The organism is Mycoplana sp. 10N416, assembly GCF_056394765.1.
In genome coordinates, this window is record NZ_JBFTIM010000007.1 from 280,931 (window position 1) to 307,509 (window position 26,579).

General features: G+C 61.6%; 25 protein-coding genes, 1 tRNA gene, 2 pseudogenes and 1 other annotated feature. Of the genes and pseudogenes, 18 read left to right on the plus strand and 10 right to left on the minus strand.

Annotation, left to right across the window (positions count from 1 at the left end):
* Nucleotides 1-337: 337 nt before the first annotated feature.
* The 3 genes from AC1DDS_RS16545 (at nucleotide 338) to AC1DDS_RS16555 (ending at nucleotide 3,487) form a co-directional block, all read left to right on the plus strand.
* Nucleotides 338-1,774, plus strand: a complete 1,437-nt coding sequence (locus AC1DDS_RS16545; protein WP_477479886.1) for a DUF1254 domain-containing protein — start codon at nucleotides 338-340, stop codon at nucleotides 1,772-1,774.
* Between the two features lie 268 nt (nucleotides 1,775-2,042).
* Complete coding sequence (locus AC1DDS_RS16550; protein ID WP_477479887.1) at nucleotides 2,043-3,056, plus strand: DUF930 domain-containing protein; 1,014 nt, start codon at nucleotides 2,043-2,045, stop codon at nucleotides 3,054-3,056.
* Nucleotides 3,057-3,193: 137 nt separating this feature from the next.
* A complete protein-coding gene (locus AC1DDS_RS16555) occupies nucleotides 3,194-3,487 on the plus strand; it encodes a GYD domain-containing protein (RefSeq protein WP_477479888.1) in 294 nt (97 codons plus the stop codon).
* A gap of 96 nt (nucleotides 3,488-3,583) precedes the next feature.
* On the opposite strand, the gene AC1DDS_RS16560 is transcribed toward AC1DDS_RS16555, so the two are convergent.
* Nucleotides 3,584-5,404: a methyl-accepting chemotaxis protein gene (locus AC1DDS_RS16560; protein ID WP_477479889.1), complete on the minus strand. Its 1,821-nt coding sequence runs from the start codon at nucleotides 5,402-5,404 to the stop codon at nucleotides 3,584-3,586.
* A 217-nt stretch (nucleotides 5,405-5,621) separates the two neighbouring features.
* Entirely contained in the window at nucleotides 5,622-6,728 is a 1,107-nt protein-coding gene (locus tag AC1DDS_RS16565) for a branched-chain amino acid ABC transporter substrate-binding protein (protein WP_477479890.1), read from the minus strand.
* A gap of 462 nt (nucleotides 6,729-7,190) precedes the next feature.
* Here AC1DDS_RS16565 and AC1DDS_RS16570 point away from each other — a divergent pair, with 462 nt between their 5' ends.
* Together AC1DDS_RS16570 and AC1DDS_RS16575 are read left to right on the plus strand one after the other, a co-directional pair.
* Complete coding sequence (locus AC1DDS_RS16570) at nucleotides 7,191-8,849, plus strand: alpha/beta hydrolase (RefSeq protein WP_477479891.1); 1,659 nt, start codon at nucleotides 7,191-7,193, stop codon at nucleotides 8,847-8,849.
* Between the two features lie 241 nt (nucleotides 8,850-9,090).
* Nucleotides 9,091-9,666 carry a transglycosylase SLT domain-containing protein gene (locus tag AC1DDS_RS16575; protein ID WP_477479892.1) on the plus strand — a complete coding sequence of 192 codons (576 nt, stop codon included), beginning with the start codon at nucleotides 9,091-9,093 and terminating at the stop codon, nucleotides 9,664-9,666.
* 13 nt (nucleotides 9,667-9,679) lie between these two features.
* Here AC1DDS_RS16575 and AC1DDS_RS16580 read toward each other — a convergent pair whose 3' ends face one another.
* Complete coding sequence (locus tag AC1DDS_RS16580; RefSeq protein WP_477479893.1) at nucleotides 9,680-10,126, minus strand: VOC family protein; 447 nt, start codon at nucleotides 10,124-10,126, stop codon at nucleotides 9,680-9,682.
* 273 nt (nucleotides 10,127-10,399) lie between these two features.
* On the opposite strand from AC1DDS_RS16580, the gene AC1DDS_RS16585 reads away from it, so the two are divergent.
* Nucleotides 10,400-12,571 (plus strand): CHASE2 domain-containing protein, encoded by a 2,172-nt coding sequence (locus tag AC1DDS_RS16585; protein ID WP_477479894.1) that lies wholly within the window; start codon nucleotides 10,400-10,402, stop codon nucleotides 12,569-12,571.
* Nucleotides 12,572-12,672: 101 nt separating this feature from the next.
* Here AC1DDS_RS16585 and AC1DDS_RS16590 read toward each other — a convergent pair whose 3' ends face one another.
* Nucleotides 12,673-13,656, minus strand: coding sequence for a FecR family protein (locus AC1DDS_RS16590; protein ID WP_477479895.1), 984 nt, complete (start codon nucleotides 13,654-13,656; stop codon nucleotides 12,673-12,675).
* Between the two features lie 400 nt (nucleotides 13,657-14,056).
* Between AC1DDS_RS16590 and AC1DDS_RS16595 the strand changes: the two genes are divergently transcribed.
* The 4 genes from AC1DDS_RS16595 (at nucleotide 14,057) to AC1DDS_RS16610 (ending at nucleotide 15,951) form a co-directional block, all read left to right on the plus strand.
* Nucleotides 14,057-14,410 (plus strand): DUF1428 domain-containing protein, encoded by a 354-nt coding sequence (locus AC1DDS_RS16595; RefSeq protein WP_477479896.1) that lies wholly within the window; start codon nucleotides 14,057-14,059, stop codon nucleotides 14,408-14,410.
* An 82-nt stretch (nucleotides 14,411-14,492) separates the two neighbouring features.
* Nucleotides 14,493-14,915, plus strand: coding sequence for a secondary thiamine-phosphate synthase enzyme YjbQ (locus AC1DDS_RS16600; RefSeq protein ID WP_477479897.1), 423 nt, complete (start codon nucleotides 14,493-14,495; stop codon nucleotides 14,913-14,915).
* Nucleotides 14,916-14,988: 73 nt separating this feature from the next.
* Nucleotides 14,989-15,366, plus strand: coding sequence for a nuclear transport factor 2 family protein (locus AC1DDS_RS16605; protein WP_477479898.1), 378 nt, complete (start codon nucleotides 14,989-14,991; stop codon nucleotides 15,364-15,366).
* A gap of 231 nt (nucleotides 15,367-15,597) precedes the next feature.
* Nucleotides 15,598-15,951: a hypothetical protein gene (locus AC1DDS_RS16610; RefSeq protein WP_477479899.1), complete on the plus strand. Its 354-nt coding sequence runs from the start codon at nucleotides 15,598-15,600 to the stop codon at nucleotides 15,949-15,951.
* A 199-nt stretch (nucleotides 15,952-16,150) separates the two neighbouring features.
* Here the strand turns inward: AC1DDS_RS16610 and AC1DDS_RS16615 are convergent, their stop codons facing one another.
* Nucleotides 16,151-16,897, minus strand: coding sequence for an SIMPL domain-containing protein (locus AC1DDS_RS16615; protein ID WP_477479900.1), 747 nt, complete (start codon nucleotides 16,895-16,897; stop codon nucleotides 16,151-16,153).
* A gap of 147 nt (nucleotides 16,898-17,044) precedes the next feature.
* Here AC1DDS_RS16615 and AC1DDS_RS16620 point away from each other — a divergent pair.
* A tRNA-Ile gene (locus AC1DDS_RS16620) sits at nucleotides 17,045-17,120 on the plus strand.
* Between the two features lie 280 nt (nucleotides 17,121-17,400).
* Here AC1DDS_RS16620 and AC1DDS_RS16625 read toward each other — a convergent pair.
* Nucleotides 17,401-17,868, minus strand: a complete 468-nt coding sequence (locus tag AC1DDS_RS16625) for a helix-turn-helix transcriptional regulator (protein WP_477479901.1) — start codon at nucleotides 17,866-17,868, stop codon at nucleotides 17,401-17,403.
* A gap of 610 nt (nucleotides 17,869-18,478) precedes the next feature.
* Between AC1DDS_RS16625 and AC1DDS_RS16630 the strand changes: the two genes are divergently transcribed.
* Together AC1DDS_RS16630 and AC1DDS_RS16635 are read left to right on the plus strand one after the other, a co-directional pair.
* Nucleotides 18,479-19,831, plus strand: coding sequence for a tyrosine-type recombinase/integrase (locus AC1DDS_RS16630; RefSeq protein WP_477479902.1), 1,353 nt, complete (start codon nucleotides 18,479-18,481; stop codon nucleotides 19,829-19,831).
* 236 nt (nucleotides 19,832-20,067) lie between these two features.
* The gene (locus tag AC1DDS_RS16635; protein ID WP_477479925.1) at nucleotides 20,068-20,739 is read left to right on the plus strand and encodes a hypothetical protein; all 672 of its coding nucleotides are present in this window, start codon (nucleotides 20,068-20,070) and stop codon (nucleotides 20,737-20,739) included.
* 180 nt (nucleotides 20,740-20,919) lie between these two features.
* Here the strand turns inward: AC1DDS_RS16635 and AC1DDS_RS16640 are convergent.
* Both AC1DDS_RS16640 and AC1DDS_RS16645 read right to left on the minus strand, forming a co-directional pair.
* Nucleotides 20,920-20,997: pseudogene (locus AC1DDS_RS16640) on the minus strand (hypothetical protein); the annotation flags it as partial.
* The gene (locus tag AC1DDS_RS16645; RefSeq protein WP_477479926.1) at nucleotides 20,979-21,134 is read right to left on the minus strand and encodes a hypothetical protein; all 156 of its coding nucleotides are present in this window, start codon (nucleotides 21,132-21,134) and stop codon (nucleotides 20,979-20,981) included. The pseudogene AC1DDS_RS16640 and the gene AC1DDS_RS16645, both read right to left, overlap by 19 nt.
* Before the next feature lie 325 nt (nucleotides 21,135-21,459).
* Between AC1DDS_RS16645 and AC1DDS_RS16650 the strand changes: the two genes are divergently transcribed.
* Both AC1DDS_RS16650 and AC1DDS_RS16655 read left to right on the plus strand, forming a co-directional pair.
* Entirely contained in the window at nucleotides 21,460-21,747 is a 288-nt protein-coding gene (locus AC1DDS_RS16650) for a helix-turn-helix transcriptional regulator (protein WP_477479903.1), read from the plus strand.
* Nucleotides 21,748-21,784: 37 nt separating this feature from the next.
* Nucleotides 21,785-21,982, plus strand: a complete 198-nt coding sequence (locus tag AC1DDS_RS16655) for a DUF4147 domain-containing protein (RefSeq protein WP_477479904.1) — start codon at nucleotides 21,785-21,787, stop codon at nucleotides 21,980-21,982.
* 36 nt (nucleotides 21,983-22,018) lie between these two features.
* Here the strand turns inward: AC1DDS_RS16655 and AC1DDS_RS16660 are convergent.
* A pseudogene (locus AC1DDS_RS16660) lies at nucleotides 22,019-23,240 on the minus strand (IS3 family transposase).
* Nucleotides 22,850-22,966 (minus strand) — a sequence feature (AL1L pseudoknot). Its footprint overlaps the pseudogene before it by 117 nt.
* 84 nt (nucleotides 23,241-23,324) lie before the next feature.
* On the opposite strand from AC1DDS_RS16660, the gene AC1DDS_RS16665 reads away from it, so the two are divergent.
* From AC1DDS_RS16665 to AC1DDS_RS16675, 3 genes are all read left to right on the plus strand, one after another.
* A complete protein-coding gene (locus AC1DDS_RS16665; protein ID WP_477479905.1) occupies nucleotides 23,325-23,885 on the plus strand; it encodes a hypothetical protein in 561 nt (186 codons plus the stop codon).
* Between the two features lie 292 nt (nucleotides 23,886-24,177).
* Entirely contained in the window at nucleotides 24,178-24,966 is a 789-nt protein-coding gene (gene xth, locus AC1DDS_RS16670; protein WP_477479906.1) for an exodeoxyribonuclease III, read from the plus strand.
* Nucleotides 24,967-25,060: 94 nt separating this feature from the next.
* Nucleotides 25,061-25,285 (plus strand): hypothetical protein, encoded by a 225-nt coding sequence (locus AC1DDS_RS16675; protein WP_477479907.1) that lies wholly within the window; start codon nucleotides 25,061-25,063, stop codon nucleotides 25,283-25,285.
* A 703-nt stretch (nucleotides 25,286-25,988) separates the two neighbouring features.
* Here AC1DDS_RS16675 and AC1DDS_RS16680 read toward each other — a convergent pair.
* The coding region (locus tag AC1DDS_RS16680) for a slipin family protein (RefSeq protein ID WP_477479908.1) at nucleotides 25,989-26,579 on the minus strand (591 nt) is incomplete at its 5' end.

Here is a 26,579-nt window from a genome sequence, read left to right on the forward strand (position 1 = left end):
TTGCAAAAGCCGGAACCTTGCGTCCGGCTTTTCTGCTTTTGCTAGCCCGTTTTGAGCTGGCACCGCTGCCTGCCGAATTGAGAGCATGCAGCGTTGTGTGCCACCCGTATTCTGCTATGGTTAGCGCGCGGCACCGCCTGTGGTAGCATCTGCGGGCGCAACAGAGCAGTCTCTCAACCTGCTCACCGGCCTTAATGCCGCCAGCCGGACATAGGAAAATGACGCGTCCTCAGTGGCGCTGACAGCGTCTCGCATTTCGCATCTCGCATCCCTGCAATTCAACAGATCTTCAAGCCAATCCGGATCGAAGGGGTTGGCAGTCAACCTGGAGGTTACCATGGATGTTTCTCGTCGTGCCTTGTCGATCGGTGGACTGGGTTTGCTTGCGGCAAGCGCATTGTCACCCGCGCGGGCAATGGATCTCCCAATCGCCGACCCCTTCGACGGGACAAGCGACTTCTGGACTGCCGTCGAGGCCTATATTTACGGCTACCCGCTTGTCACAATGGAGGTGACTCGGCGGGTCGTAACCAACGTTGAAAAGCCCGAGGGCACCAAGGCGCCGATGGGACATCTCATCAAGCTGAGGGAATATCCCAACGCCTCCTTCACCGACGTCACGGCGCCAAACGCAGACACGCTCTATACGACCGCCTTCGTCGATGTCGGCAAGGAGCCTTGGATCCTGTCGATCCCGGAGATGAAGGATCGATATTTCCTGTTTCCGATGCTCGACGGATGGACGACCGTTTTCCAGGTGCCGGGGAAACGGACGACCGGGGGAGGGGCGCAGACCTATGCGATTACCGGCCCTGGCTGGGAGGGCAAGGTTCCTGATGGCGTTACCGAATACAAGTCGCCGACGAGCCTCGTCTGGATCCTCGGCCGCATCTACTGCACCGGCACCCCGGAGGACTACAAGGCGGTGCATGCGGTGCAGGACGAGTGCAAGCTGGTGCCGCTCAGTGCCTACGGTAAGGAATGGACACCGCCGCCCGGTAAGGTCGATCCGAGCATCGACATGAACACGGCCGTTCGGGAGCAGGTCAACCGCATGGATGCGGTGGAATATTTTACGCTGCTTGCCGAGTTGCTGAAGACGAACCCGCCGACCGCAGCCGATACCGAAATGGTCGAGAAGCTGGCCCAGATCGGCATCGTCCCCGGCAAGGATTTCGACAAGAGCAAGCTTGACACCCGCTTTGCCAAGCGCATTCCCGAGATTGCCTTTGGCCGTACCATGCTGCATTTCAAGTTCAGCGATGGTGACGTCAAGGATATCAATGGCTGGGGCTACACGACCAAGACTGGTGTATACGGAACCGACTACCTGCAGCGGGCTTTGATCACCGCCATCGGCCTCGGCGCCAACCGACCTCAGGATGCGGTCTACCCAACCTCGCTTAAGATGAAGGAGGGCCTTTTGGGGCGCGCTTATGATGGCGCGAACAAATACGTCCTGACTTTCCCTAGGGGGCAGATGCCGCCGGTGCGCGGGTTCTGGTCAATCACGATGTACAACGACAAATACTTCTTCGTCGATAACCCGATCAATCGCTATTCGATCAGCGCGCGTCAGGATCTCAAGTCCAACCCCGATGGCTCTACCGACATCTACATCCAGCACGAGTCGCCGGGAGCGGACAAGGAATCGAACTGGCTGCCGGCACCGAAGGACAAGTTCCTCCTGATGATGCGGCTTTACTGGCCGGACGACAGCCCGCCTTCGATTCTCGATGGTTCATGGGTGATACCGCCGGTGCGGAAGGCCTGACCGCAGGACACAGATTCGGCAGGGCTGCTCGCCAGCCGCTTGCCACAACGGTGCCGCGCTGCGGCTGCGCCGGCGGACTTTCTGCCCGCCGGCGCATCTTTACCTTGTTTCTGGTGCACCATCGAAATCATCTTACAACCGCCGGCTTTCCTCGACAGCCCACGGCATTGGGCGCTATTGAAAACCTGGCCCGGTCAGCCAAAACTGGCCTCGCTTGAATTCGGACGATGAAGACGGCTTACGGCAATTGCTCTCGATGATGCGGCGGATGGCAGAAAGGTTACGGCAGCGCCTCGGATGGGGCGCGATCGCCTCGATCGCGTTCCACCTGCTGATCGCCGCGATCCTGTTCATCCGCCTTCCCTTGCCGGACATGACGCCACCGGCCGAGGAAAGCGTCAGCGTCGAACTCGTACCACCGCCTGAGGAGAAGGCCGCGGAGGAGCCGCCGCCCGAGGAAAAGCCGATAGAAGAGGAAAAGTCGGCAGCGCCTCCGGAGCCGCCGCCGCCGCCCGAGCCGCAAGAAGCGCAGGCTGCCGAGCAGCCGGCTGACGGGGTGCCCATTCCAGTCCTGCGGCCTGTGCTGGAGTTCGGTGAAAAAGACGCCGGGCCGTCGCCGGCCGAGATGACCGATCTGATGAGGAGGAAGGGCGCGCAGCCGGACGCACCCTCCGTCAATGAGCCGGTCGAGAAGCCCGTCGAGGAGCCAAAGCCTGTCCCCGCGGAACAGGAACCGGAACCAGAGACCTCCGCGGCAGCGCCGGCACAGGACCTGAACTTGCCCGACAGTGATGCCGCGGACGGCCTGCCGGCTGCACCGGAAGAGGCTGAGCCGGACCGCGGCGTCAAGGCGGCTATGCCAGAAGACGCTTCGAGGGCCGATGCGGCCGATACCGCCGGGCAACCCGAGGCGCCGGAGCCGATGACGGAGGCGACGCGGTTGTTCTCGCCGTCCGTCACCGATGATCCGGTGGCGCAGACGGCGATGGGCGATCTGCCGCGGGACCTGCGCGTGGAACAGTTGTGCAGCACCGAGCTTTACGCGCAGCTCAGGCATGCCTCGCCACCCCATCAACCACAGCTGCTTCCATCCTATCGCCTGTCGAAGGGGACCGTGCTCGAGGTGCGTCGTGCCGCCTTTTACGCCAAAAGCCGCTGGTTCGACCTGAGATTTCGTTGCGAGGTCGATGCGGATGCGACACGCGTCATCTCCTTTGCCTTCGCCGTCGGCGGCGAAATTCCGAAACGCGAATGGAAAAAGCGCGGCTTTCCGTCGCTGTAGATCAAGCACAGCCGAGCGTCCGCCTCGTCGGCGAATACAACTTCCTTGTCGCCGTTGGTCCTCGACAGGCGTATATTCTCAAGCCGGGCTGAGGCATTGCCGTAGCGCCTCACGGAGGCGCGAAGGGGAGGTGTGCCATGACCATGTACATCGTTCTCATCAACTGGACGGAGCAGGGCATCAAGAACGTGCGTGAATCGCCGAAGCGGCTCGATGCCGCCAAAAAGGCACTCGGCGACATGGGCGGCTCGTTCAAGGAATTCTATCTCTGCATGGGCGACTACGACATGGTCGCTGTCTGTGAGGCGCCGGACGATGCGGTCGCTGCCCGGTTCTGCCTGACGCTGGGCCAAGGCGGCAACGTGCGCACGAAGACGCTGAAAGCGTTCCCGGAGAAGGCCTATCGCGAACTCATCGCGAGCCTCGGATAAGGAAATTTGGCGGCTTTGACGCGTGGCTGCCCGCCTACAAAAAAGACCGCCGGACGTTGCCGGCGGTCTCGTACTTTCCACATTGGAAGTGATTGGTCAGCTCGCCATCCGCAAAGGCTGCGCCTGGCTGCCGTCGCCCGTTTGCCCAGTCCTGAAGCCGCGGATCAGGTTCAGCAGGTCGGCCGTGTTGTTGGCGAGAACCTCCGCCGAAGCGGTGGTCTGCTCGGCCATCGCGGCGTTCTGCTGGGTCGCGTCATCCAGCTGGTTCAGCGTCGAGGAGATGGAACGAAGTGTCGTGTCCTGCTCCTGGGCGCTGTGCGAGATCTTGGAGACAATCTCGTTGGCGCTGGCGATCTGCTGAGAGATGCGCTTGAGCGCATCGCCCGCTTTGCCGACGAGTTGCACGCCCTGATCGACCTGGGAGGACGAACGGGCGATCTGGTCCTTGATCTCCTTTGCGGCGGCGGCCGATCGCTGGGCCAACTCACGGACTTCCTGTGCGACCACCGCAAAACCCTTGCCGCTTTCGCCAGCCCGTGCGGCCTCGACGCCTGCGTTCAGAGCGAGGAGATTGGTCTGGAAGGCGATTTCGTCGATCACCCCAATGATCTTGGAGATTTCCGCCGATGACTGCTCGATGCTGCTCATTGCCTCGATTGCCCGGGTGACGACCGCATCGCTCTCGCGCGCCTCGGTGCTGACCGCACCGACCTGGCTTGCGGCTTCACGCGCACCCTCGGCGGTCTGGCGCACGGCAACTGTCAGTTCATCGAGTGCTGCGGATGTCTCCTCGAGGCTGGCGGCCTGGCGCTCGGTTCGCTGAGCCAACGCGTTGGAGGCCCGATGGATCTCCTCCTTGCTGACGCCGATGTCGTTGCTCTTCAGGCTCACGCGGCCGACGGCCTGCTCGAGGCGGGCGATGGCCTCGTCGAAGTTTTCACGAAGAGCCGCGTATTTCGGCCCCAGTTCCCCGCAGCGAACGGTGAGGTCGCCTTCGGCCAGTCGCTGGAGCGCGGTGCCGATGGTGGAAACCACATATGTCTGCTCGTCGGTCTCGGCTTGCTGGCGGGCAGCGTTCTGCTGCCGCTCGCCATCGAGTTCGCGCTGCTGCTCCGCCTGGCGTGCCACCAACGCGTGACGCTCACGGATCTTCTCCTGGAGCGACTTCGTCGCCCTGGCCATCAGCCCGACTTCGCTGCCGAGGTCCGTGTGGGGGATTGCGATTGCCACGTCTTCGTCAGCCACCGCTTCCAATGTCGTGTGAACGGCCGAGAGAGGACGGGAAATACTGCGGACGATGAAATAGGCCAGTACCAGGGCGGCCATCGTTCCAATCGCGCCAACCACGACGGCTTCGAGGATCGTGCGGATCACGGTGGTGTCAAGATCGTCCATGTAGAGACCGGTTGCGACAATCAGACCCCAGGGCTTGAATTCCAACGCGTAAGCGGTCTTGCGGAAATTATCACCTACTTTTCCAGGCCTTGGACCGTAGAAATCGGTTTGGCCGCCACCGGCGCGAGCCAGTTTCACCAGTTCGTCGTGGTAGGGCTGACCATAGCTGTCCAACTTGCCCTCGAAACTCCGTCCGACGAGTTTTGGATCGGCGTGGACCAGCATGTTGAGGTCCTGGTCATACGCGAAGAAGTATCCGTCCGGTTCGAATGCAAGGGCGCCGATTTGGGTCAGCGCCTGCTTCTGCGCCTCCTCGCGGCTCAGTTCGCCCGACAGTTCCTTGTCATGGTAAATCTTGAGCAGGGAGGTTGCTGTCTGGACTTCGGTGCGCAGCATTTCGTAGCGCTGCTGATAGATCATCTGCGTCGTTGCATAGATCTGGAAGAAAGTAGCGATGGAGAAGGCAACCAGCAGCCCGCCGATCAGCAGGAAGAGCTGGGTGGATATGCGAAGATTCTTCATTGCAAGTCGCCGAAAACGAGGGCCCGGGCCAACAGGCCGATGCCGAAGTCAGGATGTCAGGGGGAGGCGATCGGTGCGTCATGCTCCGACGGTGGTCTAAAATCCTGAATTTAGGGCTGATTGCTTAACCAAGGAATAAAGGGCGGCAGGCATCGGTTGCCTCCGCCCACACGCGACGCCGGGTTACCGGCGTCGCGTGCTGGTAGCAGTGTCCGGCTTACTCGGCGGCGACGATCTTGCCGTCTTCCCACTTGAACAGCGAGAAGCTCGGCGAGGACAGGTCGCCGGTTTCGCCATAGGTCAGCTTGCCGATCGCCGTTGCGATCGGTTCACCCGACTTCAGCGCCGTTGCGACAGCGGCCGAATCCTCGGCGCTGCCGGCCTTCTCGATGCCGGCCTTGAGCACTTCGACCGCAGCATAGGCGTTCAGCGTAAAGGCTTCCGGCGGAATGCTGGCAGCCTTGAGCACTTCGACCGCCTTGGCCGAATCCGGGTTCTTCAACGCGTCGATGGCGTTGGTGAAGGTCGTACCCTTGGCCGCTTCGTTGGCGATCGCCCAGAGTTCGCTGTTGGACAGGCCGTCGCCACCGATGATGACGGCATTGACCGACATGTCGTGCAACTGACGGGCAAGCAGGCCAGCCTCGGGATGATAGCCGCCGAAATAGACGACTTCCGCACCCTCAGACTTCAGGCGGGTGATCAGCGCGCTGAGGTCCTTCTCGCCCGGGGTCACGCTTTCGTAGAGGATCTCGTTCACGCCACCGGCGTTGATGCCGGCCTTGAACGCGTCCGCCAGGCCCTTGCCGTAGGCGCCCTTGTCGTGGACGATGGCGATCTTCTTGTCCTTCATCGTCTTGAGAACGTAGTCGGCTGCGACGCTGGCCTGCTGGTCGTCGCGGCCGCAGGTGCGAAATACGTTCGTCAAGCCACGGGCGGTAAGGTCCGGTGCGGTCGCCGTCGGGGTGACCATCAGGACGCCGTTCTCGGCCAGCACGTCGGATGCCGGAATGGCGACGCCGGAGGTGACCGGTCCGACAACGAAACGGATGCCTTCGCCGACGAGCTGGTTGGCGGCGGAGACGCCCTGCTTCGGCTCGCCCGCATCATCCGCCAGCTTCAGGACCACCTGCTCGCCGAGAATGCCGCCATTCTTGTTGATCTCGGCAACGGCGGCTTCGGCGCCCTGCCTTACCTGGTCGCCATAGGCCGCGACCGGGCCGGTCAACGGTGCGATCAGGCCGATGGTGATGTCGGCATAGGCGGCCGTGGAGAGCAGCAACGAGGCTGCAAAGGTCGCGCCGGTGAGCGTCTTCAGTAACATGGTTCTCTCCCTTCAATGGATCCAGGCGGATCCGGACGACGAGCCGCCGAACAGCACAAAGATGTGCAAATCGGAAGCCGCAAGCGCGCTTGCGACCGTTTCGATCGCGAGGGCACTCAATTGGGCACTTTAACTAGGAAAACTACCGTGCTTCCGCAACAAAATATCTCGTGAAGTTCGGGGCCATACAGGATGACTGCCTTCCGTGGCAAAGTCGCCAACGCCGACGGCAGCCAATTCTCACCCGGCCGCCACCCAAGCGGCGGTTGCCTGACCGGCGAAATGGCGTCATCCTGCCACGTCGGTGGCTTTCCGGCATGCAACCGGCGATGCCTCGCGCCGGACCGACATGCATATTGCGGCTGGTATTGCCACCAAAGAGCGTCACAGTCTTTGAAACTCGCTCAACGCGCGTTATGTCTTTGGTTTCGCATATCGACATACGCTAGCACGGGTTCCGTCATGCCGCATCGGTTCTTGAAGTTCTGGGTGTCGCTTTCCACCATCGGACTGCTGCTCGGCGCGGTGTTTTTCTCCGCTTCGCTGACGCCGAGCCTGGTTCCGCGAACCTACATCACCCAGGGTGTCCTGTCCGGCGTCTGCTTCGCGGTCGGCTACGGGATCGGCGTGTTCTTGTGGCACCTCTGGGTCTACCTGGAATTGCCTCCTCCTGCCGGCCGTTTCTGGCGCGGCTTGAAGCTCGCGGCAGCCGTCGTTTGCGCGGTCATGGTCCTCGTCGCCTTGTGGCGGGCCGCCGAGTGGCAGAACTCTATCCGTACGCTGATGGAGCTGCCACCGCTGGAGACCGGTCATCCGACAAAGGTCGGCCTGATCGCACTTCCGACGTTCATCGGTGTGATTGTGCTGGCTCGTCTCTTTGGCTTTGCCTGGAGGCTCGTCGCCCGGCAATCGCAGCGCTTCGCCACACGACGCATTGCCAACGTGATCGGCGGCGTGGTGGCGATTGTGCTGTTCTGGTCCGCGGTGGAGGGGGTCCTTTTCCGATGGGCATTGCACACGGCCGACTCCTCGCTGCGCGCGCTTGATCAACTGATCGAGCCGGACACGCCGCAGCCGAGCGATCCCAACCGTACCGGCAGCGCGGCGTCACTCGTTTCCTGGGAAAACCTCGGTCGGCGCGGCCGGGAGTTCGTTGCAAGCGGCCCGCAGAGGGACGAGATCGCGGCCTTCAGCGGCCGGGAAGCGAAGGATCCGGTAAGGGTCTATGTCGGACTGGGCGCCGCCCAGACCGCGGCGGAACGCGCCGACCTCGCCCTGAAGGAACTGATCCGCACCGGCGGTTTTTCGCGCAAGACCCTCCTCGTCATCATGCCTACCGGCACCGGCTGGGTCGATCCGGAGGGCGTCAATTCCGTCGAATACCTGACCGATGGCGACATCGCCAGCGTAGCGATCCAGTATTCCTACCTCTCCAGCTGGCTGTCGCTGCTGGTCGAACCGAACTACGGCTCGGATGCCGCCCGCGCCCTGTTCCGCGCCGTCTACGACTACTGGACAAAGTTGCCCCGGAACGAGCGGCCGAAGCTCTACCTTTATGGCCTCAGTCTCGGCGCGCTCAGCTCCGAACAGTCGACCGAATTATTCGAGGTGATCGGCGATCCCTACCAGGGTGCGCTCTGGGTCGGTCCTCCGTACCAAAGCCGCGTTTGGAACAAGTTCACCGCGGGGCGAAATGAAGGAAGCCCCGCCTGGTTGCCGCGCTTCGGCGATGGCTCCTACGTCCGCTTCACCAGCCAGCACAATGCGTTGTCGCAAGCGACCGCGCCCTGGGGGCCGATGCGCATCGTCTACCTGCAGTATGCGAGCGATCCGGTCACCTTCTTCGATGAAGGGGCCTACCGTCGGCCGCCGGCGTGGATGGTCGGTCCGCGCGGGCCGGACGTCTCGCCGGAATTCGGCTGGTATCCGGTCGTCACCTTCCTGCAACTCGGCCTCGATATGGCGATGGCGACGACGACGCCGATGGGCTACGGCCATGTCTATGCGGGCGAGCACTACATCGACGGCTGGATCGCCGTGCTGGGGCTGGAGGACGCCTGGACGCCAGCGGCGATCGAGAAGCTGAAGGACAAGTTCCGCGCCAACCGGCCGCAGGACTGAGCGACTGGAAAGGTCGTCTTGGCGGCAAGTTCCCCTCCTTGCGTCTTTCCGGACGTGATCCCGGATTCAGCCGCGCGGCGCTCTGCGCGAGTAAGGACTTAAGCGCGCTGGATGCCGGATCGAGTTCGGCATGACTGAGATATCGAGCCCATCCAGGAGGGCCGACTTCCTCGGCATTCGTCGAAAAACGAAACTTTAAGCTTTACGATTTATCAATCTCTCCGAAATGAGAGATCGATCGATGCGTTGCGTTTTTGTCGTCGTCCTCACGATGATGCTTGCTGCCTGCGGGACTGTCCCGCGCAATACCGACAATGCCTGTGCCGTGTTCGAGCAGCGCGACGGGCTGTTTGAGAACTGGGAGCGCGATGCGCGGCGCGTCGAGCGCGAGTACGGCGTTCCCGTCCCCGTGCTGATGGCGACCGTGTATGCGGAATCCGGTTTCCGCCACAACGCCAAGCCGCCGCGCACGAAGCTCTTCGGCTTCATCCCGTGGAAACGCGCCTCGTCGGCCTACGGATACTCGCAGGCGCTCGACGGCACCTGGGACCGCTACAAGAAGTCAACCGGTCGCTGGATGGCCAAGCGCTCCGACTTCGGCGATGCCGTCCGCTTTGTCGGCTGGTACCACCACCAGAGCCATCTGAAGAACGGGATCGCCCTCAATGATGCCTACCGCCTCTATGTCGCCTATCATGACGGTCATGCCGGTTATGCGCGCGGCAACTGGAGCGGTCCGGCAAAGACGGGTGCCGCCCGCGCCTCGAAGATGGCGTCGCGCTACTCGTCGCAACTGCGCAACTGCAGCGCGTGGTAGGCGACATGGCGGATCAGGCGGCAACTGCCCGCTCCAGTTCGGCGACGTCGAGCTTGACCATGCCCATCATGGTCTGATGCACGCGTCCGGCACTTTCGGGATTGTCGAGCAGGCGCAATAGCGCCTTCGGTACCACCTGCCAGACGAGCCCGTAACGATCGGCGAGCCAACCGCATTGCATCGGCCGCCCGCCCTGCAGAAGCCTGTCCCAGTGATGATCAACCTCGGCCTGGTCCTCGCACAGAACGAGGAAGGATACGGCTTCGTTGAAGGTGAAGTGCGGTCCGCCATTGAGACCGATGAAATCCTGACCGGCAAGACAGAACGAGGCACTGAAGACCTTTCCATCCGGTCCATGCTTAACCGTATTGATTGCGGCATCTTCAAAAATGGACGCGTAGAAGTCCATCGCGTCCTCGAGCTGGTCATCGAACCAGAGAAAAGGCGTGATCATCGGCATGCTTCGTCTCCCTTCCGGTTTAAACCCTTCAAGGACGGCACAGCCTTACCGCTTCCGACAGCAGGCTCGACAAAATGCATCGGCGCCACCACCTCTTGGACTGCTGCCACGGAAACCGAAAGCGTAGTATTTCTAGAAGTGGCCACGCCTGCCTGCGCCAGCCGTTCGGAAGACATTGGCGCTTCGCGCGCCTTGCCGAGTGAATGGTGATGCTTCGGATTGCGGCTTGCGCCATAGTCCGGTCGCGAAGGGGAGGGAGCCGTTTCGGTTCAAATGACACGCGCGCAACAGGTCGGCATCCTTGTCGGGCTTGTGATCGTGGCAGCGCTGACGCTGCTGCGCGCCGCCGATCCATCGTTCTATCGGCTTGCCCGCGAATCCGTCTTCGACGAATATCAGCGCCTTGAACCGCGACCCTTCGAAGACGTGCCCGTGCGCGTCGTCGACATCGACGAGGCATCGCTGAAGGCTTTTGGTCAATGGCCGTGGCCGCGGGATCGCCTGGCTCTGCTGGTGGACCGGCTATCCGCCATGGGGGCCGCGGCGATTGCGTTCGATATCCTCTTTTCCGAACCCGACCGGTTGTCGCCCCGCGCTGTGGTTGCCGAAGTGGGCGGCGTTTCCGAGGACCTGCTCAACCGGTTGCCGGACAACGACGCGACCTTCGCCCAGTCCTTCGAGGGGCGCCCAATCGTGCTGGGCTTCGCCATCTCTAACGACGGCCGCCGCCTGCCGCAGGTCAAGGCCGGTTTTGCCTTCACGGGCGAGCCGCCCTTCGGCGCTCCGCCCAGCTTTTCGACCGCTACGCCGCTGCTTCCTGCCTTCGAACGGAATACCGCGGGTATCGGCCATATCAGCCTGGATCCCGGCAACCCTTCGGCTGTCGTGCGGACGATTCCCCTTCTGCTCAGCGATGGTGAGCAGCTCTATCCGAACCTCACGCTGGAGGCGTTGCGCGTGGCGCAAGGTGCTTCGACCTACCTTTTGGCCGATGCCCCCGATGTTCCTGACACGATCACGGAGATCAAGGTGGGGGAATTCGTCGTTCCCGTCACCGCCGCGGGCGAACTCTGGCTCTACCTGGACGCCGACAGAGCCGATCGGTACGTTTCAGCCCGGGCGATACTTGCCGACGATGGGCCGCCGGAGGATGTTCGCGCACAGCTGCAGGGCGCCATCGTTTTCGTCGGCACGTCAGCCGCGGGGCTGCAGGACATTCGCACCACTGCGCTCGGCCAGCACGTGCCCGGCGTTTCGATCCATGCGCAGGCTGTGGAGCAGATCCTGTCCGGCCGGTTCCTGTCGCGGCCCGACTGGGCAAATGGCCTCGAGATCCTGGCGATCGCGATCGCCGGCTGCCTGATTGTTGTGCTGACGACCTTCGTCAGCCCGGCCGTTGCCCTCGCGTTCGGTCTGCTTGTCACAGTGGTCGCGCTCGCTGCGTCATGGGTGGCATTCCGCTACGCCGGGCTGCTGTTCGATCCGCTGGTCCCCATCGCGAGTGCCACGATCGCCCATTTCGCGGCCACCGGCTTGCGCATCCTCGTGGTGGACCGTGAGCGGCGGCAGGTGCGGCGGGCGTTCGGCCAATACCTGTCGCCGGAACTATTGTACCGCATCGAGCACACCCACGACGCCCTGCGGCTGGGCGGCGATGAACGCGAACTTACGGTGATGTTCGTCGATGTCCGGAACTTCACCGACATGAGCGAACAGCTTTCCCCCAGCGAGGTCGTGACGTTTCTCAATCGGCTCCTCGATGCGCTGAGCCGCGATGTGATCGACAACGAAGGAACGCTCGACAAGTTCATCGGCGACTCCATCATGGCTTTCTGGAACGCCCCGGTTGATATCCTTGACCACGGGCGGAAGGCGGTCCGCACGGCGCTGGCCATGCGCCAGACGCTTGCCCGTCTCAATAGCGAAGACGCGTTCGGTTTTGGCGACGAGCGCCGGGTCTCGATCGGCATTGGCATCCACACCGGCCTGGCCTGCGTCGGCAACATGGGGGCCGAGGCCCATTTCAATTATTCGGCAGTCGGCGATACCGTCAATGTTGCCGCACGGATCGAGGCTGCCTGCAAGGAGGTCGGCACCGACATCCTCGTCTCGGAAAGCACGGCCCGCTGCATATCGGAGATGGCGTTGCTGGAGGCGGGGACGCTTGCGCTGAAGGGCCGGCGGTCGCGCACGAAGATGTTCGCTGTCGTTGGGGACGAGCGCCTTGCGGCGTCCGATGCCTTCGCCGATCTGCGGTCGGTTCACGATGGGCTGGTCAAGGCGTTGCGGGCTCGCTCAGGTAACGCTCGCCAGCTCGCACGCGAGGCAAAAGCGAAATCCGCGACGCTGTCCGAAGGCCTGCCTGAATTCTACCGCCGGATGTCCCGCAGGAGCGATCATTTCCAACAGGACGTTGAGGCGGAGAAGGACGTTGCAGTGAAATAGGGGCGTCTAGTCTCAGAGACACGGTTCCGTTCTGGCCCTCCAAGTGACCCTGTTTCAATCTTCGCGCCCTCAAGTAATCGATACAACCTTGCGTTGGTGCCTCAGCGCCGGTTCCCATGGCGGTCGGAAGAGGATTCGCTGTGCCCGCGGTTCTCGGGCGTTCGAACGTCCGGTCTGTCGAAGTCCGGCTTGTCTCTGATGCCGTGCTTCTCCCTGTCCGGCCGGTCCCAACTGGGCTTGTCCCGGTCGGGTTTGACCCGACCCGGCGATCCGAAGTCCGGCTTGTCGTGGGGTGTTTTCTCGTGGTCGGGCCTGTCCCAGCTGGGTCTGTCCCGATCAACCTTTTTCGGCGGGGCGGCCTTCTGCGGCTTCGCGGGCTCGCGCGGGTCCGGATGATCCTGCTTCGTTTTCACAGCCGTCTCGAGTTTGCAGCCGCCATTCTGCATCCCGCCCGAAAGTTGCTGATCCCCGGTGAGGAAGGGCAGGGCTCGTGCATTGCCGAGCGCGCGCAAGACGTTCCTGTCAGCGCGTCGCGGGTCGGAGATGCCGCCGCGGCGCGAAGCGATGACGCTGTCGCAGCGCCGGGTCAGTTGCGCGCAGCCGCTCGTGCCGCAAAACGAGGCGGCGCCGCTCAGCAGCACCATTGCGGTCGTTCCGTCGGGGGCGACGTAGAAGTCGAACACGGTCCCGCGCACGCCGATCGTTCCGGCGGGTGTGAGAATTTCGTAAGCCGTGCTCCTCGATTTGCCGCTGATCCAGCGGAAGGTGCCCTTTGCCGCTGAAATCGTCAGCTTCTTGAGTGATTTCTGGTCGTCGTAGACATACCGGTCGATTACGACCGACGAACCCCATCCGACCGCAAGCTTGCTGCCGTCGCTAAATACGAACTGGCCCAAGCCCGATCTGGAGGTGCTGATGCGTTCGTCGCGGTGGACTGGATCCTGAACCTGCAATTCTGCGCCGTCACCCGTCACGCTTGTCCTGATATGCACCGCCTGGCCGACCGGCTCGGCCGAAAGCCCAGCCGTCGAGCTTGCAAGGGCGATGCCGAGCCCAATGATTGCGGAGCGATGCAAGCGCAACATTGCTGCCTCCTCGCGTGACGATGCCGCGGTTCTTGCGAAGGTCGGTATTGATCGCCGCACCCTTTGCGCGGCGCTTCAATATTATATTAGAGAAACCTAAAAGTCCGCTGGAGCAAAAGTGGTATGCCAAAGCGAGGTTTGGAACCGCAGCCGTTCTGCGCCGGCATTTGCCAGCGCCCCTTGGCATTGCACCGGGTCAGGGACGAAGAGTATCCTGTCGGCACCGGGTCTGGGCCGCGGGCCATGAGGCCACGGTTTCGAGGCGCCAGAACGATCGCCTCGGTTCGTCGGTGTAGGCAACGGCTCGGGCAAGACGTCCTTTGATCGCTGCGAGCTCTGGATCCACACCGGTGCGAGCGGACGCAACATTGTGCAAACGCATCCTCTCAAGGAGGTTCCCATGCCCTATGTCGACGGATTTGTGATCGCCGTGCCGAAACAGAACCTCGATGCCTACAAGGCGCTTGCCGGCATTGCCGGCCCGATCTGGAGAGAGCACGGTGCACTTTCCTATGTCGAGTGCATCGGCGATGACGTGCCCTATGGAAAGCTGACCTCCTTCCCGCGCGCAGTGCATGCAAAGGACGACGAGGTCGTCATCTTTTCCTGGGTCACCTATGATTCGCGTGAAAGCCGCGATGCGATTGTCGCCAAGGTGATGGACGATCCCCGTCTTTCGGAGGAAAAATGGCAGGCGGTCTTTGACGGCAAGCGTCTGATCTATGGCGGCTTTCAAAGCTTTCTGGAATTGTAGCGATACGATCGGGCTCAGCACGGCTGCGGCAGCCTTCGTGGCAGCAACCGTCGTGTCGGCGGGGTGACGATGAGGAGACAGGGTGCCACAGGGCAGGATCACCATTCAGACCCGCGGGCAGGGTCTTTACGAATTCACCGACAAGGCGAGTGCTTTCGTGCGCGGGGCCGGGATTGGCGAGGGGCTTTTGACGGTCTTCGTCCGTCATACCTCCTGCTCGATCCTGATCCAGGAGAACGCCGATCCGGACGTGCGCCGCGATCTCGACCAGTTCTTTCGGCGTCTCGTGCCCCCGTCTGACGATCCGTCGATGCGCTGGATCGTTCACACGCTCGAAGGTCCCGACGACATGCCCGCCCACATCAAGGCGGCGCTGAACCAGGTTTCGATCGGCATCCCCGTGACGCAAGGCGAGATCGTGCTTGGCACCTGGCAGGGCATTTTTCTGTTCGAGCACCGTGATACACCGCATCTGCGCGAGGTGGTCCTGCATCTCGGAGCGTGAATGGCCCTCGGAACTCCGGCGGCAACCGGCGCATTGGTAAGGGATCGGCCATGAACAACGGAGGACGGTCGCCATGGCAGACACAGTCACCATTGCCCACGACCTGGTCGCGGCGCTGAATGTGCGCGACTACGCCGCGGTTGCGCAGCTTGCGGACGACGATATCGCAATTGCCGGGATCGGCGAGGGAAGCGAGATCGGACGCGCGGCGCTGCGTGACCGGCTCGCTCGCCACTTCGCCGCTTTCGATGAGAGCTATGGCGACGCCACTATCATGACTGCCAGCGGCGGTTCACCCGTGGCGGTTCGCCTCACCGCACGCGGCCAGGTGTCGTCCGGAAAATCCTATGCGACCGAGAAAGTGCTGCTGATCGACTTCGACGACGGGCTGATGACGCGCCTGTCGTTGCTTGCCGACGCCGGCGACCCTCAAAGACAACTTGCCGGCTAGCTGGATCGGGCAGTGTGCGATCCACCGCCGGTAAATGTGCGCTGGCTGGTTACGGCGCGCACCCCGCGTACCGCTATGATTCTGCACACATAACCCCCGTGTACCATTGGCGCTGAACACATGCTGAACGCGCGGTTCCGGCAGCGTTCAGCGTGGCGGCGATAGTTGTTCTCCATCGATTGCTCAAAGCGACGCTCCATAACAGCGGGCGCACAACGAACGGAGACCTTCATGTCGCGTATTCTCGGAAAAACCCTTGCCGCTGCCCTCCTGGCGATCGCCGCCCTGACGGCCGCCGCTCCCGCCGCTTCGGCCGGCGGCGCGGATATTCGCATCGAAACCGTCGGCTATCGCGACGGCTACTATGGCCGCGGACCGGACCACCACCACCGTTGGGACGACCGTCGCGACCGTGGCCGTTGCACGCCCCGGCTCGCCGTGGAGAAGGCCCGCGATCGCGGCATCCGACAGGCGCGCATCGCCGACGTCAGCCATCGTCGCGTCGTTGTCGAGGGGTGGCGGCACCATCGCTACACCCGTATCGCCTTTGCCAACGTCCCGCGCTGCCCGACGCTTTGGGGCTGACGCCGGGGGACCGGCGCAGCCTGCAGGCGGTCATTTATCTCATGTAATGGGGCGGCGTAGACTTCTGCGCCGCCCCATCTTTATGCTTCGCTGCCGCCCCGCGGCGCAACCGCGCAAAAAACCGCGTCGGACTGTCAACGCGGACCAGCGCCGGGGGACAGTTGACTGCCTTCCGGCATCGGGCGCCGGCAGGACGGGATTAGTTCTGCAGGGCGAATGTCACGGTTACGTTGACCGAGTAACTTGTTTCGCCGGCCGCGACCGGGACGGCCTCGGCGGCAAAGTCCTTTGCCATGGCGCTTCGCATCATCGGCATGGGCTGCGGACGGTAGGACGTCTCAGACATTTCGAGAACCCGGCCGAGGCCGATTCCCGCAGCCTGGGTCAGTTCCTTGGCCTTGGCGATCGCGTCCTCGACGGCCCGCTTGCGCGCCTCGCTGATAGCGCTGTCGGGCTTGTCGTTGGTGAAGCGAATGCCGCCGGTCTGATTGACACCGAGCGTCACAGTCTGGTCGAGAATGGCGCCGAGCTTGGAGAGATCGCGGATGCGCAGCGACAGCATGTTAGCGACCTGGAAACCGACCAGTACGGGCGGTTTGTTCTCTCCGTTCTCATTCTGCGGAAAGTGATACTGCGGATTGATCGTGAAGCCGGACGTCTGCAGGTCCCGCTCGGCGATGCCCGCGTCCTTCAGCGCCTTCATCACCTCGGCCATGGCCTTGTTGTTGGCGTCGAGCGCCTCACGCGCCGTCTTGCCGTCCTTGACGGCGCCAAGTTCGACGATTGCCATATCGGGAGCGACATCGGAATGCCCCTCGCCGGTAACGGTGATCACCGGCTCGCGCGGCCTTGCTTCCTGCGCAAGGACGGGCGCGGATGCAAGTGCAGTAATGGCGGCGGCGACGGCGCCATTGAGCGCTATGCGCGAAAGGATCGATCGAGGCATGCGAGTTGTCTCCGTTTGGTTGTCCCTCGAGACGTTCTTCCCGCGAGATTGTGTAAGGATTGCGGCGGCGCTTGTCGACCGGTGATATTTCGTCTAGACGGGGTGCTCCCGGGGCCCGCCATTGACCCCGCGCGCCGCTTCGCGGCCGGGCCTGTAGCTCAATGGTTAGAGCCGGCGGCTCATAACCGCTTGGTTGGGGGTTCAAGTCCCTCCGGGCCCACCAATTCCCCCTCCGGATCCTGGCATCGGGCGGCCGCAAAGGGCGGCCGCGCCGTGCGCATGGTAAATATCCCGTTTTTTCAACCGGTTGGCTCTTCGAAAGAAGGACTCCGGGCGACGATTCTCCCGAATCACACGGTCCGGAGCCGGAGGGCCGGGGGGTCAACTCCGGCCGGAAACATTCGTGTTTTTGACGCCGGGTAGGACTCGACCGAGGCGGAAATTCGGCCGCGACATCATTTCTGGCAACGAAATCGGCCGACAGCGCCGGTCGCGGTCGCCCGTTACTTCCTGGGAGGTGGCCTCTTTTTCTTGCCAGAGGCTGCCTTGCTCGGGCTCGGGGGCTCGTCGAAAGGCGGTCGGTTAGCGATCCAGTCGTCCACCTCGTCCGCGAAGAAGCTTATCCGGCGGTCCGGCGTAAGGTGGTTCGGTTCGGGGAACAGCTTCTTGCCGATCAGCCGCCTTATGGTGCTTTCCGACAGGGTGGTGAGGATACGGACTTGGCGCATGGTGTAAAGCCGCCTTGGTTCGGTAGGCTTTCGGATAGGCTTTCGGGTAGGTTTTCGGGTCAATTCTCTGCTCCTTCGGTTAAGTGGAGCGTCGATGGCGCCCACGACCCCATTATGTCCGGGAATGACCAGGTAGACAACTTTGGATTGAAAGTTGACAACGCTCGGATCGTATTCTTCCGCCGCTCTCATTGGTCTTCCGGGTTGCTCCGCCGCCAGCCAGTGCGCCATGCCTGAGAACATCGAATGTGGCATCCTTGGTCATCCGCCGTTGAAAACATAAAAAGACCACAAAACCCCCAAAAAAGATCATGACGTGAGCTTTTTGGTGTGCTACTGTTCGAGAATGGAAAACCGGGAGGCATGAAACCTGACTTGGCTGCAGGATCGAATCCTAGTTCGACACGTGCCGCGAACTGGGGCAGTCCTTTTAACGTATGCAACCTTTGATGGATTCGGCGACGGTCAAAAACGGGGCGAATCCTTGGGGCGGCGCTGTGGCGGAACCGTTAGGCTGCGACAAAATGTCGCACGCGGCTGGGTGATGTTGGTGTTTGGGCAGCTTCGCGGTGCCGGACCCGAAAGGGACCGTGGTTCCCGTTCTGGAAGTCGGCTCCGACAAGTGCGGGTCTATGTGACGGCATTGCCCGGTCCGCAACCGCGTCTTTGGTACCGGGACGGGGGACCTCTCTGCCGCGCCGGTCGGAAAACCGGACTTCGGCTGAATGATGTCAGTAGCACGCACAGAGGGTCTTTAGCCGCCATAAGCTATCTAAGTGCATGATAATATTGACTAAATCATAGAGAAGTGATTTCCTGGTGGCGACGTATTGCCCGCTAGGAGGGTATCTACATGGCCCGAAAGATACAGCGTGGCAGCGATATTTGCGCGCTTCCCTCGGCAAAGATCGAGGCCTATTTCGTCCGCGATGGCGTAGTCTCCAATCTCTTTGTGCGCGTAGGGGTGAGGGGAAGGAAGACATTTGTGATGCGTGCCAGGTTCGGCCAGGCGAAGGATCCCACCACACGGACGATCGGGGACGCCTTCAAGACGTCGTTGGAATCCGCTCGGGAAACCGCCATCCGCTGGAACAACCTGAACCGGAAAGGGGTCGATCCCTGGGAGGAGGCGACACTTGCCGAGTTGGAGGCCGAAAGATTTCGAAGGCAGACTTTCAGCAATGTGCTTCAAGACTACATCGCCACGCTGCCATTCCGCCCGGAGAACCGCAAGGCGGAGGAAGACGGGGCGACGCTGCGCCGGGAGTTTCTCGATCCCAAGCGCGTTCCCTGGCTCGACGAGCCGATCCGCGATGTGCGGGGCGCTGACGTGCAGCGCGCGATCGAAGCAATCCGGGACCGCGGGGCGCCGACGCAGGCCTACAACGTTTTCAGCCTAGTCAAGACGTTCTTCAAGTGGGCGACAACACCAGCGCGGGTCGACGATTTCGGAATGGCACACTCTCCCGTGGAGCGATTGTCTCACTCCGACATGGGGTTGAAGCGAAACAAAGGAACCAGGAAGCACGATTCGAGGGAGATTCGCGCCTATTGGGCGGCCTGCGAAGCGATGGACTACCCATTGGACGAGTACTTCAGGGCGATGATTCTTCTCCTTCAACGAAAGAACGAGACGCGACTGGCAGAGTGGCCCGAATTTGACATGGAGCAGAGGCTCTGGACGATACCGGCCTGTCGTTTCAAGAACGGCAAGTGCCAGCCGGTACCTCTGTCGGTTCCTATGATGCAACTGCTCGCGCGGATAAGGAGCAGGCAGTCCGACAGGCACGGGCCGTTCGTCTTCAGCCGGAACGACGGTCTGTCGCCGGTGGGCCTCAATTCAGGCGACGTCGACAAGTTTCGAGCAAAGCTGACTGAAATCTACCTTGCTGACAATCCGGGCCGCGCCCCGCCTCCACATTGGACGCTGCACGACGACAGGCGTACCGGCAGATCGGCGCTCAGCAATCTCGGTGTTCCGTTTGATGTCGCCGAGGCGGTGATCGGACACATGAAGGAAACGCTCGAGGAGACCTATAATCTAAACTCGTTCAAGATACAGCGCCGCCATGCAATGCACCTGTGGGCGGAGGAGTTGAAGTTCATTCTCGACGACCCGAGTCACAGCCTCGAGTCGGAGGAGAACGAGGCGCCGGAATGGCCGTCGCGTTGGAACCAGACAAGGCCCCGGAAGGCGTCGCAATGACGCGCGAGGAGCTTTTCGATCTGATATGGGCCCAGGGGGTCGCGGCAACCTCGCGTCGCCTAGGCGTGTCCGGCAGCTATCTGGCGCGGGTTTGCATTGCTTTGGAGGTTCCGCGACCTAAGCGCGGCCACTGGGGTCTGCAGTCCGTCGGACGGGCCCCGCCTAAGCCGACCCTTCCTCCTCCGAGTCCCTTCAATCCGGGATCGTGGTCCCGCGACAAGTCGAAGCGCATTTCCATGAAGCCGCTCTACACGCGCGTGTTCCGCAATCAGGCGGCGGGGGAGCATCAAGCCGAGCATCCGCTCGTGAGCCTGACGCGCCGACATCTCGAAGCTGCGGCAAGGCGGTCCGACGACGTCGATGAGTATCTTAGGCTTCCGAACAGGTTTCACAGGGCCGACGTGACCGTTTCGGGCCGGGGTTTGCCGTCGGCGTTGGAATTTGCTGATAGGCTGTTCATGTGCCTCGAGGCTCGGGGGCATAATGTCGTCATCGCTGACCCGGTCCAGAAGCTTGCCCGAGCCTCCATCGATCCAAGGGAGCCGTCTCCTTCTGGCCGGAGACAGCGTGAGGAGTTCCTTGTGGCAGCGCGTCAGCCGACGGTGGTCTACATCGGATCGACGCCGGTGGGTCTAGCGATCGTCGAGACAAGCAAGGACGTGAAAGTGCAATACGCCGGTTACGGCAAATTTGTTCCGGTGACGGAATGGAAGGGACGGCATGTCGGATACACGTGGTCCACGTTGAAGGAAATGCCGAGCGGACGCTTTAGGCTCCTTGCATACGACCCGTCGCGATTGGAGGGCTGGCGATACGTATGGCAGGAGTCGAAACCGGACGAGCTTATCGGACGAGTTGATAAGATAGCGAGAGAGCTCGAGCGGGCGGCGAAGACGCTTAGACCCTGAAGCAAGGTCCTTCGCCTGTTTGTTAATTGATGCCCGCCAATCCCGGGTTCGCGGAACGAAGTCATTCAGATTGGATATAAGACGGCTGAGCAGGTAGTTGAGTGCAGAACGCGCCTCCGCGGTAATAATGACACTTGCCGACATTTCCGGATAGAGTTGAACATCCGGGCTTGCCCCCAATTCCTCGGCGTAAAGGTTAACGGTTACGGCATAGTAAGGAACCTGGCTTCCCTCGTCCGTCAGCCGATCGGCAGAAATACCGGTGACCTTGCGTGGATGATGGGAAGTGTCTGCTTGTACGATGTGAAGTGCACTTCCGCTTCCATTCCGGCCTTCACATCCGCGACATCCTCGACCCTGATCCGAGCCTCGACATCGAGGCGCAAATCTGACATGGCGGTTCGATCCCGCGCATCGCGTCCCTTTCCGAGACCACGGTCGTCGGACTGGTTGCACGCCCTTCAAGAAATCGAAGCACAGTTACTGTGGATCGGTAGTGATCAACCCTCCATCCACCGCCGTCCATCGCCCATAACCACCCAACACCCGCAGATCGAATAGGCTTGAGCGGAGCAGCCTTTTCGCGTTCCTTACTCAAGCCACAACCTCCACCACGATGCATCAAAGGTCGTTGCAGAACATTTGCGGAAATTCTTAGAAATGTGCCTGCTGCTCCTTCAATTGTTGACAAAATTGCAGATCTGAAGCCTGCTCCGATCCATGGATTCGATTTCTGAAATCATGCGCGCGCTGAGGGGCGGACGCGCGCTGCTGGGCCTCAGCCAGGAGGAACTCGCGGAGCTTGCGGGCGTCAGCCGTCAGATCGTCGTCAGAATCGAGAAGGGCGAAAGCAACGTCCTTGTGGAGGCGATCGAGAAAGTGCGAACGGCGCTCGAGGCCTCAGGCGTGGCGTTCATCGACGCTACGCGGGAGCACGGTCCGGGGGTCGCCATGACGCGCCGCCCAGCCTCTGGTAACTTGAATCCTCAGGGATTCGGCGAGGGCTAGCGGGCGACCCCCTTCTTCGCTCGTTCGGCGCATGCCTATGCGCGATCTCAACGAGGATGGCGATTGCCGCCTATCCCGCAAGGTCGTGACACTAATCGTGTCCGACAATCCCGGAGATGATCCTGTCCTGGTTGCCAGCGGCCCGACCGTCCTATCGCGCTCGACGCCCCAAGACGCCCTTTGCGTAGTGCAGCGATATGGCATCGAGTTGCGGTCACGCTTCGCGGCGGCGTGAACCGCACCGGGTTTGCCGGAGGCCTTTTGGTTTAAGTTATGCAGCCATGGCTGGTTCGTCCAGCATGGCGTAGTACTGCTCCTCGGCTTCGGCTGGCGGGATGTTTCCGATGGGCTCCAGAAGCCGGCGATGGTTGAACCAATCGACCCATTCCAGGGTGGCGAATTCCACCGCTTCGAAGCTGCGCCACGGTCCGCGCCGATGAATGACCTCGGCCTTGTAGAGGCCGTTGATCGTTTCGGCGAGGGCGTTGTCGTAACTGTCGCCGACGCTTCCGACGGAAGGCTCGATTCCTGCCTCGGCCAGTCGCTCCGAATACTTGATCGAGACGTATTGGACACCGCGGTCGCTGTGATGGACGAGGCCGCCACCATGAACGGGACGCCGCTCATGAAGGGCCTGCTCCAGGGCATCGAGGACGAACCCGGCATGCGCCGTCCGGCTCACCCGCCAGCCGACAATCCGGCGCGCGAAGGCGTCGATGACGAAGGCCACGTAGACGAAGCCTTGCCAGGTGGCCACATAGGTGAAATCCGAAACCCACAGCCTGTTCGGCGCAGGAGCCTTGAACTGGCGGTTCACCCGATCGAGCGGGCTCGGAGCCGCCTTGTCCGGGATCGTCGTGCGGATCGGCTTGCCCCGGATGATACCCTGAAGCCCCATCGATCGCATGAGCCGGGCGACGGTGCAGCGGGCTATATCGAAGCCTTCCCGCTTCAATTGCCGCCAGACCTTGCGCACGCCGTAGACGCGGAAGTTCGCCTCAAACACACGGCGTATCTCGATCTTCAATGCAATGTCGCTGCGGGCGCGGACCGACAACCGGTCCACGTCCAGGCGCTTGGCGACGTTCTCGTAGTAGGTTGATGGGGCAATCGGCAGCAGTCTGCAGATCGGCTCGACCCCGAATACCGACCGGTGTTCGTCGATGAAGGCGATCATCGCTTCAATGGGCGGTCGAGCTCCGCCATCGCGAAATAAGCAGAGGCTTTGCGCAGTATCTCATTGGCCTGCCGAAGCTCGCGGTTCTCCCGCTCCAGAGCCTTCATCTTCTCGGCCACGGGAGTCCGGGCCGGGAACCATCGTCCACTTCCGCCTTCTTCACCCATTCATTGAGCGTCTGCGCCGTGCAGCCGATCTTGGCGGCGATCGAGGAAACCGCTGCCCATCGCGAGGAATATTCGCCTTGGTGATCCAAAACCATCCGCACTGCTCGGGCGCGGACTTCCGGTGAAAATTTGTTTGTTGTCTTGCTCATATCGGCTCCACTTTCTCAGAAGTTGGAGCCTCCGGCAAACCCGGTGCGGTTCACACCCCATATTACGAGATTGTCACCTATACCGTGGCAGATGCACGCAACGCCGATACCGCCCGCGAAGCCGCACGGACACGACTTGGGAGCTTCCCCGGCTTTATCCACTGGACAGCCTTTACAGGAGCGGGCAATGCCGATGCACGTGTCGACCTGGTCGCATGGTGCAGTCTTGAGGAAGCGCGTTCGGCTGCAAACGCGGTTGGAAGCAGTCCCGAATTCGCGGACTTCCGGTCATCGGTTACAAATCTAGTCAGTATGGAACATTACCGGCTTCCTCAGAGTGCACCGCACCCCATTGTCATCGAAAATGGCGTGGAGATCGGACGTTTCCGCCTGAAACCGGGGGTAAGTGAGGCTGATATGCGTAGAGCGCATGCAGCGATGGTAGAGAGGCATCTCGCAGCGCAGGCAGGCTGGCGTCGCCAACATCTGATCAAGCTTGATGACGGGGTCTTTCTTGATCTTGCTTTCGCCGATGCGCGCGACCGCGCGGAGACAATATGCGCAAGCTGGAGCGGACAAGCTGATTGCGATGCGTTTCTTGCGTTGATCGATCCAGAAAGCATGGAATTCGGAGCTGTGCTTTAAGCCGACGTGGAACATCTACCAATCCGGTTGATGTAGATCGGGTCTTCTCAATCATTTGGCGAATGGCGAACGGTGCTGAAAGAGCCGCTCGCCATCGCTGCGAAGTTCACCGCTGGGGCCATGGAGAAACTCCCTTCGCTCGTCCATGGAAAGCCGACCACAGATCACGGCAGACAGAGCAACGTGGGGGCTAAACACCGGTTACTCTCAACCGACAAGCGTCACCATGCCAAGCAAGATGCCAAACCACGAGAGGGCGACAGGGGCGATCATAAGCGATAAGCGATAAGCGATGAGGATCGCGACCTATAACGTCAATGGCGTGAATGGCCGCCTCGACGTGCTGCTGCGATGGCTGGACCAGACGTCACCCGATGTCGTGTGCCTTCAGGAGCTGAAATCACCGGACGCCAAGTTCCCGGTCAACGCCATCGAGGCCGCTGGCTACGGCGCAATCTGGCATGGTCAGAAGAGCTGGAATGGCGTGGCGATCCTTGCCAAAGGAAGAGAGCCGCTGCTGACCCGCAAAGGCTTGCCGGGCGACGCCGATGACCCGCACAGCCGCTATATCGAGGCGGCCGTTGATGGCATGCTGATCGGTTGTCTGTATCTGCCAAACGGCAATCCCTATCCAGGGCCCAAGTTCAGCTACAAACTGGCCTGGTTTGAGAGGTTGGCCGCCTACGCCGCCAAGCTTCTGGAACTGGAAGTCCCGGTGGTCCTCGCTGGAGACTACAACGTCATGCCAACGGAGCTGGACGTCTACAAGCCCGAACGCTGGCTCGACGACGCATTGTTCTGCATCGAGGTCCGCGACGCCTTTCGTCGTCTTGTCGACCAAGGGTGGACGGATGCCGTGCGGGAACTGCATCCGGGCGAACGCATCTACACCTTCTGGGACTACTTCCGAAATGCCTTCGCAAGAGATGCAGGGCTCAGGATCGATCACTTCCTGCTCAGTCCGCAGCTAGCTGCTAAATTAGTGAGAGCAAGCGTCGACAAGGAAGTCCGCGGATGGGAATACACCAGCGATCATGCCCCCACCTGGATCGAACTGTCTGATGTCCCACCCCTAAAATGAGGAATGGTCAAATATGCCTCGCTTTTGGTGCCGCTGGCCGTTCAAACCAGCTCTAACGGATTTCGACGCGAAATGTGCCGCCTGGGCGAGCAAAATGGCCCGTATTGCCGGTGACGAACCGCCGGTCCTGCGGGCGCTTGACGCGAAGGCCTATAACGACGAGTTCGACGCCCTAGAATTTTCTGACCCGGGCGAGAGACTCTATATCCCATGGTGGCATCGTGTGCTCGGGAGTTTGCAATCCTTCGAGGGCCACACCTACAAGAAGCGTTCCAAATTTCCGGGCTACAAGACGGCGCTCGAACCGCCAGTGGCTTGATTTCTCAGGACCGCAGCCACACCATCAGTGTGGCCAACATGACCCCGACAGCACGCCGAGCAGGGAGCCGCGCATTGCAGGGCTTAAGACAGTCTGTCGAACGGCCGGCAGCATGGGCACGCCTCGTTGTCGTTGGCGACCTCGACAACGACGTATCGGACTTCCTCTTTCCCTTGACCACGGCGACGCGAAATTCCGCGTCGAAATTCGCCGTCCGGTCCGACCAGCCAACATCGTGCTCCAAAAGGATGGATGCCCCCCCGCAGCTTCGCCCAATCACTACTTTGCACGTTTGAGGACTCGCGGCTATCGCACGCGCGCTAAGCAACGCCATGCCGCGCCCGCCGGTGCCGTCCACGTTACCGCCTACCTGAACGAACGGCCGCTTTTGGAATCGGTGGCGGCGCCATCGAATGGCTGGGATGGCGGCGCAAAGCAGAAATCATTTTCCGCTGTGGGGCCGAGAGCTGCCGGTCCGCTAATGGTCTTCGGTATATCAGTAGCTGCCATTTCGCTGTCGGCCCCATTTCGGCCGTCGCTGATAACTGTGCGCGATGACCGCTTCTGGCGCGATCACGACCTCTTCAGTTGGGCAGGCCATGAGATCAGGCAATGGTTGCCTACTCACGCATATGCCCTTCCTGAAAGTCGCCATCGAGCGCGCAACGAAGGTCAGGCCGTACAAAAAACTTCGTAAGTGAACTCACTTTGCGTCGCCAGGCGTCTTGTTGAAAAGGCCGAGCAGGTCGATCGGAAGCGGAAACACCACCGTCGACGAGCGTTCTCCGGAGATGTCGTGCAGCGCCTCGAAATAGCGCAACTGCATCGCCTGCGGCTCCTTAGCCAGCATCTTGCCGGCCTCGACCAGCTTTTGGGCCGCCTGCTGTTCGCCGTCGGCATTGATCACCTTGGCGCGGCGCAGCCGCTCGGCCTCGGCCTGCTTGGCAATCGCCCGGATCATGCTCTCGTTTAGGTCGACATGCTTGATCTCGACATTGGTCACCTTGATGCCCCAGGCGTCGGTCTGCTGGTCGAGAATCTCTTGGATGGCGGCGTTGAGCCTGTCGCGTTCTGCGAGCATCTCGTCGAGTTCATGCTTGCCGAGCACTGAACGCACCGTCGTCTGCGCAAGCTGGCTGGTCGCGGCCATATAGTCCTCGACCCTGATGATCGCCCGTTCGGGATCGACGATGCGGAAATAGAGCACCGCATTGACCTTCACCGACACGTTGTCGCGCGAAATCACATCCTGCGGCGGCACGTCCTGCACCACCACGCGGAGGTCGACCCTTAC

Coding starts and splice junctions, on each gene's coding strand:
- xth (WP_477479906.1), top strand. CDS start 24,178: ATGAGGATCGCGACCTATAACGTCAATGGCGTGAATGGCCGCCTCGAC.
- AC1DDS_RS16570 (WP_477479891.1), top strand. CDS start 7,191: ATGCCGCATCGGTTCTTGAAGTTCTGGGTGTCGCTTTCCACCATCGGA.
- AC1DDS_RS16580 (WP_477479893.1), bottom strand. CDS start 10,126: ATGCCGATGATCACGCCTTTTCTCTGGTTCGATGACCAGCTCGAGGAC.
- AC1DDS_RS16590 (WP_477479895.1), bottom strand. CDS start 13,656: ATGTTGCGCTTGCATCGCTCCGCAATCATTGGGCTCGGCATCGCCCTT.
- AC1DDS_RS16615 (WP_477479900.1), bottom strand. CDS start 16,897: ATGCCTCGATCGATCCTTTCGCGCATAGCGCTCAATGGCGCCGTCGCC.
- AC1DDS_RS16610 (WP_477479899.1), top strand. CDS start 15,598: ATGTCGCGTATTCTCGGAAAAACCCTTGCCGCTGCCCTCCTGGCGATC.
- AC1DDS_RS16575 (WP_477479892.1), top strand. CDS start 9,091: ATGCGTTGCGTTTTTGTCGTCGTCCTCACGATGATGCTTGCTGCCTGC.
- AC1DDS_RS16655 (WP_477479904.1), top strand. CDS start 21,785: ATGCGCGATCTCAACGAGGATGGCGATTGCCGCCTATCCCGCAAGGTC.
- AC1DDS_RS16550 (WP_477479887.1), top strand. CDS start 2,043: ATGGCAGAAAGGTTACGGCAGCGCCTCGGATGGGGCGCGATCGCCTCG.
- AC1DDS_RS16585 (WP_477479894.1), top strand. CDS start 10,400: ATGACACGCGCGCAACAGGTCGGCATCCTTGTCGGGCTTGTGATCGTG.
- AC1DDS_RS16595 (WP_477479896.1), top strand. CDS start 14,057: ATGCCCTATGTCGACGGATTTGTGATCGCCGTGCCGAAACAGAACCTC.
- AC1DDS_RS16625 (WP_477479901.1), bottom strand. CDS start 17,868: ATGTTCTCAGGCATGGCGCACTGGCTGGCGGCGGAGCAACCCGGAAGA.
- AC1DDS_RS16645 (WP_477479926.1), bottom strand. CDS start 21,134: ATGTCAGATTTGCGCCTCGATGTCGAGGCTCGGATCAGGGTCGAGGAT.
- AC1DDS_RS16560 (WP_477479889.1), bottom strand. CDS start 5,404: ATGAAGAATCTTCGCATATCCACCCAGCTCTTCCTGCTGATCGGCGGG.
- AC1DDS_RS16545 (WP_477479886.1), top strand. CDS start 338: ATGGATGTTTCTCGTCGTGCCTTGTCGATCGGTGGACTGGGTTTGCTT.
- AC1DDS_RS16635 (WP_477479925.1), top strand. CDS start 20,068: ATGAAGCCGCTCTACACGCGCGTGTTCCGCAATCAGGCGGCGGGGGAG.
- AC1DDS_RS16630 (WP_477479902.1), top strand. CDS start 18,479: ATGGCCCGAAAGATACAGCGTGGCAGCGATATTTGCGCGCTTCCCTCG.
- AC1DDS_RS16555 (WP_477479888.1), top strand. CDS start 3,194: ATGACCATGTACATCGTTCTCATCAACTGGACGGAGCAGGGCATCAAG.
- AC1DDS_RS16565 (WP_477479890.1), bottom strand. CDS start 6,728: ATGTTACTGAAGACGCTCACCGGCGCGACCTTTGCAGCCTCGTTGCTG.
- AC1DDS_RS16675 (WP_477479907.1), top strand. CDS start 25,061: ATGGCCCGTATTGCCGGTGACGAACCGCCGGTCCTGCGGGCGCTTGAC.
- AC1DDS_RS16605 (WP_477479898.1), top strand. CDS start 14,989: ATGGCAGACACAGTCACCATTGCCCACGACCTGGTCGCGGCGCTGAAT.
- AC1DDS_RS16650 (WP_477479903.1), top strand. CDS start 21,460: ATGGATTCGATTTCTGAAATCATGCGCGCGCTGAGGGGCGGACGCGCG.